Source organism: Flagellimonas hymeniacidonis, assembly GCF_008040165.1.
Lineage (GTDB): Bacteria > Bacteroidota > Bacteroidia > Flavobacteriales > Flavobacteriaceae > Flagellimonas > Flagellimonas hymeniacidonis.
The window spans coordinates 1,330,956-1,345,360 of sequence record NZ_VRUR01000001.1; the positions used below are offsets into that span (position 1 = coordinate 1,330,956).

General features: G+C 37.6%; 14 protein-coding genes. 8 read left to right on the forward strand and 6 right to left on the reverse strand.

Features of this window, described 5'->3' with window-relative positions:
• Positions 1-379: 379 nt before the first annotated feature.
• Positions 380-1,222, forward strand: coding sequence for a hypothetical protein (locus FVB32_RS05985; RefSeq protein ID WP_147742152.1), 843 nt, complete (start codon positions 380-382; stop codon positions 1,220-1,222).
• A gap of 49 nt (positions 1,223-1,271) precedes the next feature.
• On the opposite strand, the gene FVB32_RS05990 is transcribed toward FVB32_RS05985, so the two are convergent.
• From FVB32_RS05990 to FVB32_RS06010, 5 genes are all read right to left on the reverse strand, one after another.
• Complete coding sequence (locus FVB32_RS05990; protein WP_147742154.1) at positions 1,272-1,574, reverse strand: hypothetical protein; 303 nt, start codon at positions 1,572-1,574, stop codon at positions 1,272-1,274.
• Positions 1,575-1,751: 177 nt separating this feature from the next.
• A complete protein-coding gene (locus FVB32_RS05995) occupies positions 1,752-2,600 on the reverse strand; it encodes a transglutaminase family protein (RefSeq protein WP_147742156.1) in 849 nt (282 codons plus the stop codon).
• Positions 2,601-2,699: 99 nt separating this feature from the next.
• The gene (locus FVB32_RS06000; protein ID WP_147742158.1) at positions 2,700-3,665 is read right to left on the reverse strand and encodes an alpha-E domain-containing protein; all 966 of its coding nucleotides are present in this window, start codon (positions 3,663-3,665) and stop codon (positions 2,700-2,702) included.
• A gap of 3 nt (positions 3,666-3,668) precedes the next feature.
• A complete protein-coding gene (locus FVB32_RS06005) occupies positions 3,669-5,117 on the reverse strand; it encodes a circularly permuted type 2 ATP-grasp protein (RefSeq protein WP_147742159.1) in 1,449 nt (482 codons plus the stop codon).
• Positions 5,118-5,743: 626 nt separating this feature from the next.
• Entirely contained in the window at positions 5,744-6,787 is a 1,044-nt protein-coding gene (locus tag FVB32_RS06010) for a zinc-binding metallopeptidase family protein (RefSeq protein ID WP_147742161.1), read from the reverse strand.
• 417 nt (positions 6,788-7,204) lie between these two features.
• On the opposite strand from FVB32_RS06010, the gene FVB32_RS06015 reads away from it, so the two are divergent.
• Both FVB32_RS06015 and FVB32_RS06020 read left to right on the forward strand, forming a co-directional pair.
• Positions 7,205-8,470, forward strand: coding sequence for a pyridoxal phosphate-dependent aminotransferase (locus FVB32_RS06015; RefSeq protein ID WP_222707948.1), 1,266 nt, complete (start codon positions 7,205-7,207; stop codon positions 8,468-8,470).
• Positions 8,440-10,074 carry a gamma-glutamyltransferase family protein gene (locus tag FVB32_RS06020; RefSeq protein ID WP_147742165.1) on the forward strand — a complete coding sequence of 545 codons (1,635 nt, stop codon included), beginning with the start codon at positions 8,440-8,442 and terminating at the stop codon, positions 10,072-10,074. Before FVB32_RS06015 ends, FVB32_RS06020 begins: the two co-directional genes overlap by 31 nt.
• Positions 10,075-10,582: 508 nt before the next feature.
• Here FVB32_RS06020 and FVB32_RS06025 read toward each other — a convergent pair.
• The gene (locus FVB32_RS06025) at positions 10,583-10,963 is read right to left on the reverse strand and encodes a nuclear transport factor 2 family protein (protein WP_147742167.1); all 381 of its coding nucleotides are present in this window, start codon (positions 10,961-10,963) and stop codon (positions 10,583-10,585) included.
• A 313-nt stretch (positions 10,964-11,276) separates the two neighbouring features.
• Here FVB32_RS06025 and FVB32_RS06030 point away from each other — a divergent pair, with 313 nt between their 5' ends.
• The 5 genes from FVB32_RS06030 to FVB32_RS06050 all read left to right on the forward strand — a co-directional run bounded on the left by FVB32_RS06030 (position 11,277) and on the right by FVB32_RS06050 (position 14,194).
• Complete coding sequence (locus tag FVB32_RS06030; RefSeq protein WP_147742169.1) at positions 11,277-11,591, forward strand: hypothetical protein; 315 nt, start codon at positions 11,277-11,279, stop codon at positions 11,589-11,591.
• A 126-nt stretch (positions 11,592-11,717) separates the two neighbouring features.
• The gene (locus FVB32_RS06035) at positions 11,718-12,611 is read left to right on the forward strand and encodes a sigma-70 family RNA polymerase sigma factor (RefSeq protein ID WP_147742171.1); all 894 of its coding nucleotides are present in this window, start codon (positions 11,718-11,720) and stop codon (positions 12,609-12,611) included.
• A 70-nt stretch (positions 12,612-12,681) separates the two neighbouring features.
• Entirely contained in the window at positions 12,682-13,272 is a 591-nt protein-coding gene (locus tag FVB32_RS06040; protein WP_147742173.1) for an FMN-dependent NADH-azoreductase, read from the forward strand.
• 26 nt (positions 13,273-13,298) lie between these two features.
• Complete coding sequence (locus FVB32_RS06045; protein ID WP_147742175.1) at positions 13,299-13,808, forward strand: cupin domain-containing protein; 510 nt, start codon at positions 13,299-13,301, stop codon at positions 13,806-13,808.
• Between the two features lie 5 nt (positions 13,809-13,813).
• Positions 13,814-14,194 (forward strand): RidA family protein, encoded by a 381-nt coding sequence (locus FVB32_RS06050; RefSeq protein WP_147742177.1) that lies wholly within the window; start codon positions 13,814-13,816, stop codon positions 14,192-14,194.
• Positions 14,195-14,405 lie beyond the last annotated feature (211 nt).

Here is a 14,405-nt window from a genome sequence, read left to right on the forward strand (position 1 = left end):
TTAAGGGACAATATTCAACTAATGGAGGAGACCCAAAATGGATTTGCAATACCAAATGGTTATAAAACATTTTATAAACGAACAATTATATTTGAGAAATTAAGTTGAGAAATTTATTTTTCTCGTTTATTATTTCTTTGCATTGCAATCAGTTTTTCAGTCAAAGTAATCTAAAAATGGATTGATAATTAACATTAATGAAATCAAACTAATTACAAATGGATAGCTTTAGCCTTTAATAACCTCAAGGCTTAAAGCAGAAACTGAATTTAGTTTATACAATATTTACTACCTTGAACTATTGCAAATCAAATTTTAACAACAATTTCATTGGTCCTTATTAGGTAGTTTGGATTATTTTTTAGGCTGAATTTATTATATGAAACATATATTGCTAATCGGTAATTTGGATGGCCACTCTGTTCCAATTCTACGATATACAGGTAAGTTATGTAAAGATTTAGATTTACGTTTACATGTACTCAAGATTGAACCTAATAACGACCCTGTTTTTCTCTCTTCACCCCATTATGTAAATAAATTGGGCTTATTGGCAAATCGGGGCACTTCGGTCAAAAAAAAGGAATTGGAAACCTTTGTTTTAAAAAATACGGAAGATCTTATTGATTCCACATGGGTATCACTTAGATTAATGAGAGGAAATATTGAACATTGTCTCAATTCATTTATAAACGAAGAAAAAATCGATATGATCATTGCTCGATACGAGCTGTTCAAAAAATATGGTTTTGAAGAAAATGAAATTTTTAGAAAACTTTTTCTCAATGTTTCAGAACTCCCTACTTTGCTTATTCCGGAAAATTTCTCTTATGAACCTTTACAAAATGTAGCTTATTTTTCAACGTTTAAGCAAGATGATTATAACAATATTCAGTGGTTGTTGACCAATTTTCCCAAATCGAAAATAGATGTTATACACTTTTCAAAAGAAGAAAATACCATTGAACATCAGAAATGGATCAAATATTTGATGTCCGAAATTAGTAATGCAAATCTTTCATATCATCGAAAAGATGCAACTATAGAGGAATTCATCCAAAAAGAGGCTGATACAATTACTCCCGACTATAATTGTCTTGGATTAACAACCCATAAAAGAAATTTCTGGGTTAGGCTAATTGACCCCAGTACTGTACTTAACCTGTTGTCTAAAATAGAGACGCCAACTCTAGTATTCAAATATACCATTGCCAAGAAGTAATATTGGGACCTTTCATTTTTCCCTGGGGCCCAAATTAGATCCGTACTACCTATTCGACGAGTTTTAGATCGGTGATAGTGTTCGTAGTGATTTCATCGCCTTCATCATCTTCCTCGGTGTCAGTAGTGTAACTGATTACAAATAGTTTCCCCTTGAATTCATCGGTAGTAAGATCGAACTGCTCCAATACGCCTTTTTCAACATGCACGAATTCATTTGAAAAATCATCTTTGTCAGTAAAAAAGTAGATTCCATCAACGTACCCGTCAAAAGTAGCTTTCATGGTTTCGGTTTCTTGGTTCAAAAGTCCCATCGATGTAATTGTAATTAAGAATACAAATAGTGTTTTCATTTGTGTTGTTTTTTTAATTTGTTAAGTGATTTATTAATAAGTTATTCTTTAAAATTGTAACGGAATTATCCAGTTGAATTCCAAAAAAATCTAAGAATTTTACTGAATCGTAACTGCTACCTAAGTAGCTGTCATTCTAAGATTAGGTTCTTCATTCTATTTTTTTACAGAACAGTTTTATGCATCAACAACCTCAATGACCAAAGTCGTTCGAAGTTTTGAGGTCGCATCGCCTCGCACCGAACCCGAAACCGGCATGGTATTTTCATAATGGCTGCTTGAGGCTACTGCGATATGGGTATGACTGGTTGTGATTCCATTACTAGGGTCGAAACCAATCCATCCTGCCCCTGGTATAAATACTTCCGTCCAGGCGTGTAGTTCGTACTGCGGGTCTTCAACATTGACATAATAGTAACCACTTACAAATCTTGAGGCGATACCTAAATTGCGAAGTAGCTGAATCTGCATCCATACCAAATCGCGACAAGAACCTTTTTTTAGGCGAAATGTTTTGTCCGCTTCAAAGGGGGAGCCTTCCTCCCTCGATTCCACAATAAAATCAGTATGGATGGCAATTGTAAGTTCCGTTAGAAAAGAAAGGGTATCATTATTCTTTGAAGCTAGGATGGTTTTGCCGTACCGAACCAAGTCCTCTTGTATGGTTTCTGCCCGTAGATACCTGTGAAGCAAAACCTGTGAGGCATCCGAATAAGAAAACGGAATGGTATTGAAATAAATCGGATAAACCAAAAAATTAAATGGGTTATGTGGACTACTATTCAAAACCGCTTCTGATGTAATGCTGATTTTTTTGTGCATTCCTTCAAACCAACAGAAATGAAGGAAATTATCTTCTGCATCCAATTGTTCTGATATGCCTGCCGGGGTAATTGAAAGTTTTAAGAGGTGAGATTCCAAATCAAGGTGCGGTTGGTTCTTGGGCCTAAATATCATACTATGGGGTTCAAGAAAAACCGCCTCACTAAACTCGTATTCCGTTTCATGAATGATTTTGAACTTCATGGGTGCCGTCTTAACAGTCATTTTTATTAGATGTATCCTCTTTGGATCTAAGCTTTATTCCCAAACGATATCTCATTGATTTCTTTATAAAGGGGATGGTCATTGTTGAATCTGTGTTTGCGCCTGTGCGGCAAAAAAGGAATTATAAAGCCCTAAAGAAACGGCGTTCAACCGTTTTTGAAATTCGTCTAGATATTCATGAAGACCACTTTCAAAGACATCACCGATTTCAATAAATTCGAGTTCTGATTTAAGTTTTCCCAATTGCTTTTCCGCTTCATTGCTAAAGCCACCAGTGTTTCCCGTTATTTCTTGCAACGACTTCTCAGCATGAATCAAACAACAAAGCATGGACCGAGGAAACCTTTTGTCCAGAATCAAAAATTCCGATATGTTGACAGCGGTCAGTTTGCCATATTTTTTTCGGTACATGTCATAGGCACTTACCGATTTTAGCAAAGCGGCCCATTGCATCAAATCCAAAGGGCCTCCAACTTCTTGATGCGTTGTCAATAAAATATGATATTTGACATCCATTACCCGCGATGTTTTATCGGCCCGTTCGATAAGTTGTCCGATCTTACCGAAATGCCACCCATCGTTTCTGGAAATAGTTGCGTCCAAAATGCCGTATAGCAATTGACAGTTTTCTTTTATTTTTTTGAAGAACATTCTGGGATCGTTATTTTTCCAGCGTTTCTTTTCCAATCCGTCTTTTACAAAAAAGTAGATTGCATTAATCTGTTCCCAAACTTCTTTGGTAATCTCTGGTCTTATGGATCTTGCATTTTCCCTAGCCTGTGTTATGCAACTGTATATGGAGTTCTGGTTTTGGGGATCAAATCCCAAGAAATAAATGACATTGTTCTTGTTCACGGTTTCATAAAGAGATTGGTATAAAGGCCAATCTCCTGTAATTACCACTAATGGCTTCCATTGTTCTTCAGCATTAGGTTGGGATTCTAAAGAAAGATTGAAATTCACATCCATAAATCGAGCATAATTTTCGGCTCGTTCTATATATCGGTTCATCCAATACATGGTATTTGCTACTCTACTAAGCATACGTTATTTTTTAGTTTTGGAATCTAGTACCCAAGTGTCTTTACTTCCACCACCTTGAGAAGAATTGACTACTAATGATCCCTTGGTGAGAGCGACTCTTGTTAGTGCGCCCGGTACTATTTTAATATCTTTCCCGTATAGGCAATAGGGCCTTAAATCCACATGCCTTCCTTCGATGGTATCATCCGTCAGGGTCGGTACTCTAGAAAGATTGATCATGGGTTGGGCAATATAGTTTCTTGGATTGTTTTTTATTTTGACGAGGAATTCATCACATTCTTTTTTAGTTGATTTTGGACCTATCAACATGCCGTATCCTCCAGAACCGTCAGTTTGTTTTACTACGAGGGTATGAATATTTTCCAGAACATATTTACAGTCGTCTTTCTCCCCACAGATGTAGGTCTTGATATTAGGCAAGAGCACCTCTTCTCCTAAATAATATTTGATCAATCGGGGGATGTAGGCATAAATAGCCTTGTCATCGGCGACCCCTGCACCTGGCGCGTTGACCAATACCACATTGCCCTTGCGGTAGGCTTCAAAAAGACCAGCTGTGCCCAACATTGAATCTTTATTAAAGACCAATGGATCTATAAAATCGTCATCGACCCTGCGGTAGATAACATGTACACGTTGAAGCCCTTTGGTGGTGTTCATATAAACAAAATCGTTTTTCACGACCAAGTCCCTTCCCTCGACCAATTCGGCACCCATTTGTTGGGCTAGGTAAGCATGTTCAAAATAGGCTGAATTATAAATACCGGGCGTCAACACAGCTATGGATGCAGGAGATTCCTTAGTTAGGGACTCCAACATATCCCTTAGATGGTGGGTATAATCATGAACTGGTCTTACGTTTAGTTTTTCAAACACTTCAGGAAATGTGCGTTTCAAAATCTCCCTGTTTTCAAGCATGTACGATACGCCAGAAGGGCATCTTAGATTATCTTCCAGCACATAAAAATTACCATCATCGCCACGAATTAAATCCGTTCCAGAAATATGGCTCCAAACATTCTCGGGAGGACGTAAACCAACACATTCCTTGAGGTATCCGGCACTAGAAAGCACAAGTTCTTTTGGGATGATATTATCCTTTAAGGATCTTTGTTCGTTATAAATATCATTAATGAACATATTCAATGCCACGATGCGCTGTTCCAACCCTTTTGCAAGCATGTCCCAATCGTTACCGCTTATGATTCTTGGTATAATATCTAAGTGTAGGATACGTTCCACCCCTTGGTTGTCATTGTACACGTTAAAGGTCATGCCAAGAGATAGTTGGGCCCGATCTGTTGCGTGCTGTAAAAATTGGAGTTTGTTTTTACTCAATTTTTCCAAACGTCCTTTGAACTTTTCATAACTAGGTCTCACGTCATTGGTGTCCTTGAACATTTCGTCATAAAACCCAGTGGTTTCATATTTGGTAAAATCTACTTTGGACATATTTATGGTTTTTGGTTCTTATGTTATATTTTTTTCGGCAAAAGGATGTTTCGGTATTAAATCAGTATGTAAATCCCGCTAAAAAGGAAGCCCTTATAATATACTATTAAATATTTATCTATTGGGTTTGTATGGGTACAGATTAGAAAGAAATTAATCGAATTCTGAATTTCCGTGGATGAATTTGTTTAAAAGTACGAATTGCAAGTAAGGCTTAACAATCTATATTAATTGGTTATCAGCACTTTAGATTTTATGGCTTTAACTTTGTTTGTTATGGCATCAATCATTCGACGTATAAGAATCAAAAAATAGGCATCTAAGATTTATATGTGTCATTTGCGCATAGAAATAACAAATCACACTTTGCATCAACAGTAAATATTGCATTAAGTGATGGGAAATCGGTTAAAAAGAAATTGTCTTTTTGTGATTTGCCGCTATATTGGATATTTCGAGTGAAGAATATAAAGATGTCCCTAAAGACCTTCAGTGTATACCCATTTAATCCATGTGAACAAAAGAGACACAATTACAACATATTTGCAATTTTTTCAAGACAATCTACACCACCATTATGCTCAACCGCAAATATGCCAAAGGTCACACCTCTGAAAATATCAAAATCATCGCCTTGTCAACAATAATTCATGAATAAAAATCATTTTTTTTATGACTTTCTTGGTAATCACAAATGGGTAAACATCTGATATTCCCATTGCTCTGTTGATACTATTAACGGCAAAGGATAAGGGTACACAGGTTCGTATAATTGTTTTAAAATCTTTTACTGTATAAGGGTCAAATGTTGACGATATCTTCATACTTTCAGAAATATCCCTATGATTTACTTCCAATCCAAAAAAGTGTGCTGTCTCCACCATGTCCATAATGTGTAGGTAATGTGCCCAAGTTTCCGCCCAATCTTCCCAAGGATGCGATGTCGCATATTTACTTATATAGGAGTCGTGCCAATCATCGGGTGCTCCGTTCTTGTAATAAGCCTTCAAGGCATCAGCATAATTCTCTTTCTCATTTCCAAAAATGCTCCTAAAGGTTTGCAATACCTCTTGATCTTTGAAAATTAATTGTTCCCAAAAGTAATGGCCTACCTCATGCCTTAAATGTCCTATAAGTGTCCGATATGGCTCCTGCATCTCCTTTCTCGTTTGCTCCCTCAATACCGAATCCGCTTCCCTTAATAATATGGTAATGACTCCATTTGCGTGTCCAGTCATGATTTTTGGGTTATTCCGTTTTGCTATAAAATCAAAACACAATCCCTCATCGTTGTCCATTTTACTTGGCAAATCCATGCCTATTTTTTGAAGCTGATAAATGAGACGGTGTTTAGCAACTTCTAAATTTTGCCATTTGGGAAAATTCTTTTTGTCGGAAAGATCAGGTATGGTTCGATTGAGCTGGCAAGCACGGCAATATTCTTGCTGGGAGTCCCTTACTAAAAGCCAATTACAAACTTCATACTCTTTGTTTTTACAGTACTTATATTCAAATTTTTCGCGATCGGAGGTCAGGGAAGAGGCATCTGGGTCAAATGTGAGCATCTGCCGGTCAAGGTCGCGATAACCGGACAAATGTCCGCAATTCTCACATTGGGTATTTTCAAAATACAGCGGATGGTTGCAATGTCCGCATTGAAAAACTTTCATTGATTATATTCAATTTTTGAGTAGCGAATGTAGTAATTAAACCACAAGATATTTGGTTATGTATTAATGTTTTGATCAAGGTATTTGTAACTTAAATGAGGGGTTTATAAAACGAAGGTTTCTAGGGAATTTAATCTTTCTGCGTAATCAGTCCCAACAACTTGCCCTTTTACAACACCGATTGATTTTTTAACAAATGATATTCACACAAAAATCTGAACTGCAAAAGTATTGCAAGCATAGAATTTGATGCTTCTATTTTAAGAATTGAAAGCCACTGGTTATGATTTATGCCGGGATTGAAATTGGTATGGATAATTAAAAAAAATTGGCAGGCATAAATTATGAAAAGTTTGAATTAATTTCAATACATAAATGAATCCCTAAAGTTAGGTTATGACTGGTTTAAATCCGATAATGGTAAAAGTAAAGCCCTCTGCCACTTTGGCGATTAATGAACTGTCCGCAAAATTGATTTTAGAAGGCAAAGAAGTATTTCGGTTGGGTTTTGGACAATCACCGTTTCCCGTTCCGAACAAAGTGGTTGAAGCCTTAAAAAAAAATGCGCATCAAAAGGATTATTTACCTGTTCAGGGTCTAAAGTCCTTGCGAGAAGAGATTGGTTCTTTTTTCAGAAGGCGTTATGGTTTGCTAGTCGGAGCTGAAGAAGTATTCATTGGTCCTGGATCAAAAGAACTGATATATAACTTTCAAGTATCTTGTGCGTTTAATGAATTGTTGTTGCCCACTCCAAGTTGGGTCTCATATGAACCTCAAGCGATACTTACCGGCCATAAGATCGTATGGCTACCTACCAAAAAAGAAAACGGATGGAAACTGGATGCAAAGGCTCTAGAAGAGCATTGTAAGAAGGATCCCGATCAAAAAAGGGCTATAATACTGAACTATCCATCCAACCCGCTCGGCAACACTTATTCTGATGAGGAACTGCAAGCTTTGGCAGAAGTGCTAAGAAAAAAACAAATCATTGTAATAGCGGATGAAATATATGGTGAGGTGCATCATGAAGGTCAGCATCAGACCATGGCCAAGTACTATCCAGAGGGGACAATAATAAGTACTGGACTTAGCAAATGGGCCGGAGCCGGTGGGTGGCGTTTTGGTGTTTTTGTTTTCCCTCCGCAACTGAAATACTTACAGAATGCAATGGCCATTGTGGCAAGTGAGACTTTTACCTCCGTTAGTGCTCCCATACAATATGCAGCGGTCGAGGCTTATAAAGAAGATGAATCTTTGAGGTTATATCTGGAACACACACGAAAAATTTTAAAAGCGGTTGCGTTATATGTTTATGGTGAACTAACAACAATAGGAATCTCAATGCCCAAGCCAGAAGGCGGGTTTTACCTTTATCCAAATTTTGAAAAATGGAGGCCCTATCTAATTTCTATGGGTCTTACCAACAGTGAGGATTTTTGTTCGCACTTATTAAGTGAAACTGGTGTGGCACTTTTACCAGGGATGGCATTTGGACATCTTCATGATCATTTTGCTGCACGTCTTTCCTATGTTGATTTTGATGGAGAAAAAATACTGCAGTACGTCATGGAGAATCCTGGGATTAATATTGACAAAGGCTTTGTTGAAAACCATTGTGCAAGAATAGTCTTGGCAATAAAACGACTTATCACATGGACTTTATCACTGGAAAAAATACAATAGCGTATTTTCTTCTTATTATGTCATTTCTAGTATGTAATGATCAGAAAGAAACTTTTTTAGGAGTAGTTACATCAGCTACACCCGAAGCATCACAAGCTGGCGAAAAGATTATGAAGATGGGAGGAAATGCTGTTGATGCTGCTGTGGCCGTTTCTTTTGCCCTAGGTGTGACCGAGCCAGCAATGTCCGGTTTGGGCGGGGGAACCCAGGTATTGCTCTCCCTAAAAAACCAGCCTCCCATAGCCATCAATGGAACTACTTTTTCACCTCAAAATACCTTGGTGACCAGTGAGGACACCTTAACGTATCATCGAAGAAGTACTATCCCATCAACGGTAAAAGTTCTTGGTTACCTACATAAAAAGTATGGCAGTGGTAATATTACTTGGGAAGAGTTGATATACCCTGCTATTGAATTGGCAAAAAATGGATTCGAAGTGGGTGAATTTAGGGCGAAAGTCTATGAAAAATATGAGGCCAAGCTACAAGGGAATAAACACCATACCTCTTTGTTTTTGATAAATGGAAATACAGCTCCAAAAAAAGGGCAAATTTTAAAGCAACCTGTTTTGGCAAGAACATTGGAAAGACTGGCAGAGTATGGCGCAGAAGACTTCTATTCAGGTCAAATAGCCCAAAGTATATCGGAAGACATGCAAAACAACAACGGATGGATCAGTCTGAAAGATCTAAAAGAATTTCAGGATCCAAAAGAGTTGACCCCTTTAGCCATTGAGTATGGAGATTATACCGTTTACTCCCAACCTCCTCCTTGCGGAGGTTGGACAACCCTACTAATATTGAGATTATTGGAGGAAGAATCCAAGAATGATAAAATCAAAACTGATGACCTTGTAAAAGCATTGTATTTGGCTCAGAACGATAGAAGAACGGATCCAGTTACAGATTTGCTCGATTATGATAGCATTGTACATGTGAAATTGTCAAAACAATACGCTGCACAACTTTTATCAGCTTCGCCAGGTTTTCAAAAAAGTGATGGAAATTCTAGCAATAATTCTGGTGAAACCACACATTTTTCCGTGATTGATTCGCAGGAAAATGTCATATCGGTCACGGCAAGTATAAACGCTTATTTTGGGTCTTTGGCCGCATCAGAGCAGTTAGGGTTCCTATATAACTCCTATATGGACGATTTTGTATTTGGGGAGCCAGGACACCCCTTTGCCTTAAGTCCAAATGCAATGGCCTATTCATCCATGTCTCCAACAATAGTTCAAAAAAATGGCGAAAACAGGATGGTCATAGGTAGCCCTGGAAGCAGTAGAATTGTATCAACTGTTGGTCAATTGACAGCTAAGTGGATTGAAAAACAGGATATTGCAGACTTAATTCACACTCCACGTATTCATGTTAACCGAAATAAAGTCTATTTTGAGAAAAAAAAGGACACCTCACTCGTCACCGATAACTTGGCGCAGGAATATGGCCTAAGATTTCACTTTCCAAGCGAAGACTTGCTTTCCCAAGAAGGGTTGAACCCCTATTATGGCGGAGTACATGCTATAGCAAAAGAGAATGGTAGCTGGATTGGAGCATCGGACCCAAGAAGGGACGGACAGTCAATTCGTGTTCTGAAATAATTCTATTGGGTTTGTCGGTATTTTTGCTACATAAAGGAGGTATTTGATTGTAGTTAACAATTTTGCATTCACAATTTGCGCCGTTTGCATTGGAGATAGAATTATATAAAGTTTATACACTAAGATTTGGGGTCTAATTATCTCAAAAAAAGTAAACATTCCTCAGTCTGTTCCGGTCACTATTCTCAAGATAGCTGGAACAATTGAATGGGGTATTAACTTTTTTTATTGGCAGAGGTTACTGCATCAGCAAAAGAAGAAATCTATTATTCCTAGATATCATAAAAAGATGGTTTTATGAAACTTCAACCATTTTTTAATAAGGCCGATACCAATGGAACGGCTATGTACACCATAATAGGGACTATGATAACAGTTAGTACCAAAATCTGAATCGGCAAAGAAAAAAGCTTCAATGTAGGCTCCAGCATGAGTAGTGCCAAAGTTACGATGGGATAAATCGCAAGCCAATCAAACAGAACCGTTTTTAATTTGTCCTTATTTACTTTTAATCACATAACGATTTGTACTCAACATGGGGAAAATTTTCAATGACTTTCCATTCACCTGAGTCATATATCAGTGATATATAGGATTGGAACTTTAATTTTTCACTTTCCAATCGGACCTTGGCAACCGCTATATTAAGGTGAATGTCCAGCCTTTCAATCTCCATACTGCGGGGGATGCCTCCGAAAGTCCTATCTTGGATAAGTTGTAAATAATGGGCCTTATTGAATACGAAAACCCCAGTTTTGTTAAAAAAACCAAATTGGACATTTCTGTAATCGGCATGCAAAACTTCCTTTAGTCCCTTAAGGTTACTTTCATCCCCTGCTTTGATAAATTTTGTAACCGCTTCGGTCACTGCTATTCTATGTTCTTCCATAATATTTAAATTGATTGAGTTGAAGTATGGGCATATACCGTTTATGATTTTGTACCAGTACTTCGAGAAAGTTGTTCATTTGCTGTGTTTGTTTTAAATACGATATAATTTTATTTACAGGCAAGAGTGAATAGGTGTATACAAGACAAATAGCCAAACAAAAACGTGACATGTTTTTTCATTTTAACGACCATGTAACCATTATATAGCTATTCAGTGGACTCCACATTTAAATGAAGGAAACCATTTATAGCAAGATTCGGGTTTTACATTCAACTTGTAACAGGGAAATTGGACCCTCAAACATTTTGATATGAAAAATATTCTAATTGCCTTAATGGCCTTCTATTGTGGTACCACGTGGGCCCAGGTTCAGGACGTTGAAAAATTCGCACTGATCGAAACTTCCGAATTCATCGAAGAACCCAAAGATGTTTTAGCGCATATTGTCAATCTAAAGTCCAAGGACTCTCTTGAGTTGATTACCTTTTTGAAGACAAATGGTGAACTGGCGGAACATGGAACGATAACCAAAAAGGCTTTAACGGAGATTTTGGAACGCACCAATTTTAGAAATCGATATTTTGTAGTATTGATTGATAAGACAGCCATTTTTTATTTGGATTAGCATTAAGTTGTGGAAGAGGTATTTTTGAAAAAGATTGAAAAAAAACCTACTTTTTGTCACATTGAACACTTTTCTTTTGTCCATATATATGTGGAAGGCAACAATAATCAATAATAAGGTATTTGTATGATGGATACTGTTTACCGTAGTTTGCTCACCTATGCCTATAATATCATTGGATCTTATGCCGATGCGCATGATGTGGTTCAGGATGTAATCGAAAAATACATAGGACTGGATAAATCGAAAGTGGAAAATGAGGTCAACTATCTTATTAAATCCGTTATCAATCATTCCATCAACTTTAAGAATAGGAGCAAAAAATTCTCAAAATATGGGGTTTGGCTGCCCGAACCAGTGACCACAGAAAGCGCAGATACCCCTTTGATCAAGGAGCAAGTGGCCAATTACTCTCTTTTGGTTCTATTTGAAGGGCTTAACCCCAAAGAAAGGGCAGTCTTTATTTTAAAAGAGGGGTTTGACTATAAACACAGTGAAATTGCCCAGGTCCTTGAGATTTCGGTAGAGAACAGTAGGCAATTGTTCGTTAGGGCCAAAAAGAAGCTTAAAAATCAAAACTTTAAAAAAGAGTTGCCTTCAAAGGGCAATCTTTCACCTTACATAGACGCCCTTATGAATGCGGACACAAATAAATTGGAGTCCCTCTTTACCGATGATATTCGCCTAATGGCTGACGGAGGTGATACCATAAAGGTGGTTACCCGTATTACGGATGGCAAGCAACATACCGCAGAATTGCTTCAATATGTGTACGCTATGTTTTTGGACGGAAAGGAATATACCGTCACCACTGTCAACCATCAGCCCGCTATATGGTTCAAAACCAATAATCGGATTATGAGCTGTATGATCTTCAATTTTGATGAGAACCAAAAGGTTAATACAATTTATTCCATGGTAGCCCCAGAGAAGCTGAAAAATATGGAATACGGAAAAATGATGGGCCAAGGTAAAGACCTCACAAATTTGTTAAAGCAGTTTGGTCAAAACCTAAATTGAAATAAAAAAGTGTGAAACGCGTCACATAATACCGTATTGATTTGTCTTGTATAGAGAAATATAGCAAATCATGAAAACACTTTTACGAATCGACTCCAGCTTTAACCAGGCCAATTCTTTCAGTAGACAAGCAGCAGACCATTATGAAGTATTATGGAGGCAACAGCACCCGAACAACCATATTATTTATAGGGATTTGGAGCAAAAGGTACTGCCCCACCTATCCAAAGCGGCTTATGAGGCGTTCAACAAGCCTGAAGAAGGTAAGGACCATTTGAAAATTTCTGACCAACTTATTGAAGAGATGGAACAAGCGGATACCATTCTCATCAGCTCTCCAGTGCATAATTTTTCGGTGCCCAGTTCACTAAAGTCTTACATAGATCATGTCCTCCGGATCAATAAAACCTTTGGGTATGACCCAGTAAGTAGGGAGCGAAAAGGATTGCTCGTCGGTAAGTCAGCTGCAGTTATAGTGGCTAGGGGGGGACTCCCATTAAATGGGGAATCACCTGATGGCGTTGAAAATTATCTTTCTGCAATTTTAAATTATATAGGAATAAATGAGGTGAAAACATTTTCAGTCAATGGAACTGCTTATCCAGGCTCCGAAGAACAAATTTCGACCACCATGACCGAAATATCCCAATGTTTTGAATAAGCTAAATGAATTTAACTAACTAGATTATGGAAGAAAATATATTTGAAGATACTTTGGCCGATAAGTCACATGTGGTATTGCCAAGTGAAGGGGAAACACTGAAAATGAAAGGCGTGGCAATCACTTTTAAAGTGACCAGCGGGCAAACGGGAAATCAATTGGGCATCTATGAAATAGTCCTGCAACCCAAGACTATTGGCGCCAATTTGCATTACCACAGGTTTATGGACGAAACGTTTATCGTTACCCATGGAATGTTAACCATGATGGTTGATAAACAGATAAAACAGGCTCCAAAAGGCACAGTGGTCTTTGTACCGAGGTTTACACCACACGGTTTTAGAAACGATTCGAACAGCGTAGTAAAACTGATGCTCATTTTTAACCCTTCCATGAAGCGAGAAGGTTTTTTTAGGGGATTACATATGACGCTGACCGAGAATCCAATAGACCCCTCAAAATATCTCAAATTATATAACAAGTACGACAGCTTTCCGGTTGACTTGGATAATATGCTTCCCATAAGCAAACAATAAAAACCATGAAAAAACAGCTAATAAGTTCAAACTCTCCTTTTGAAAGGGAAATAGGTTATTCAAGGGCCGTGGTCCACGGAAATTGGATCTTTGTATCGGGTACTACGGGTTTTGATTATACTACTATGGAGATTTCCGATGATGTGGTGGTCCAAGCGGAGCAATGCATTAAAAATATTGAAAGTGCCCTGCAACAGGCCAATGCTGATTTGAATAGTGTAGTAAGAGTGAATTATATACTACCCAAAGCAAGCAATTTTAAACTATGTTGGCCAGTATTAAAAAAATATTTTGGCAACATAAGACCGGCCGCGACCATGATATCGGCGGGACTATCGGATGCAAGAATGAAAATAGAAATACAGGTGACCGCAATAAAACACTAGAATAAAGGATAAGAGGACATCGGTTCGACTCCGGTATTCTCTACCAACAAAAGCCTTCACTAAAATCAGTGAGGACTTTTTTAATTTTTGTTTTGGAGACATCTTTTTGAAAAAGCTCTAGGGTATAATTTTGATTGAATAGAGTTTAAAGCTTTATTAGTAAACAATTGCGTGACAAAAACAATCAAAAGAAAATGTTAACGATGATAAT

What these genes read in the sequence shown, in the direction of transcription:
- FVB32_RS06050 (WP_147742177.1), top strand. Translation starts at nt 13,814, where the DNA reads ATGAAAAAACAGCTAATAAGTTCAAACTCTCCTTTTGAAAGGGAAATA.
- FVB32_RS06010 (WP_147742161.1), bottom strand. Translation starts at nt 6,787, where the DNA reads ATGAAAGTTTTTCAATGCGGACATTGCAACCATCCGCTGTATTTTGAA.
- FVB32_RS06000 (WP_147742158.1), bottom strand. Translation starts at nt 3,665, where the DNA reads ATGCTTAGTAGAGTAGCAAATACCATGTATTGGATGAACCGATATATA.
- FVB32_RS06040 (WP_147742173.1), top strand. Translation starts at nt 12,682, where the DNA reads ATGAAAACACTTTTACGAATCGACTCCAGCTTTAACCAGGCCAATTCT.
- FVB32_RS06020 (WP_147742165.1), top strand. Translation starts at nt 8,440, where the DNA reads ATGGACTTTATCACTGGAAAAAATACAATAGCGTATTTTCTTCTTATT.
- FVB32_RS06035 (WP_147742171.1), top strand. Translation starts at nt 11,718, where the DNA reads ATGATGGATACTGTTTACCGTAGTTTGCTCACCTATGCCTATAATATC.
- FVB32_RS06045 (WP_147742175.1), top strand. Translation starts at nt 13,299, where the DNA reads ATGGAAGAAAATATATTTGAAGATACTTTGGCCGATAAGTCACATGTG.
- FVB32_RS06005 (WP_147742159.1), bottom strand. Translation starts at nt 5,117, where the DNA reads ATGTCCAAAGTAGATTTTACCAAATATGAAACCACTGGGTTTTATGAC.
- FVB32_RS05985 (WP_147742152.1), top strand. Translation starts at nt 380, where the DNA reads ATGAAACATATATTGCTAATCGGTAATTTGGATGGCCACTCTGTTCCA.
- FVB32_RS06030 (WP_147742169.1), top strand. Translation starts at nt 11,277, where the DNA reads ATGAAAAATATTCTAATTGCCTTAATGGCCTTCTATTGTGGTACCACG.
- FVB32_RS06025 (WP_147742167.1), bottom strand. Translation starts at nt 10,963, where the DNA reads ATGGAAGAACATAGAATAGCAGTGACCGAAGCGGTTACAAAATTTATC.
- FVB32_RS06015 (WP_222707948.1), top strand. Translation starts at nt 7,205, where the DNA reads ATGGTAAAAGTAAAGCCCTCTGCCACTTTGGCGATTAATGAACTGTCC.
- FVB32_RS05990 (WP_147742154.1), bottom strand. Translation starts at nt 1,574, where the DNA reads ATGAAAACACTATTTGTATTCTTAATTACAATTACATCGATGGGACTT.
- FVB32_RS05995 (WP_147742156.1), bottom strand. Translation starts at nt 2,600, where the DNA reads ATGAAGTTCAAAATCATTCATGAAACGGAATACGAGTTTAGTGAGGCG.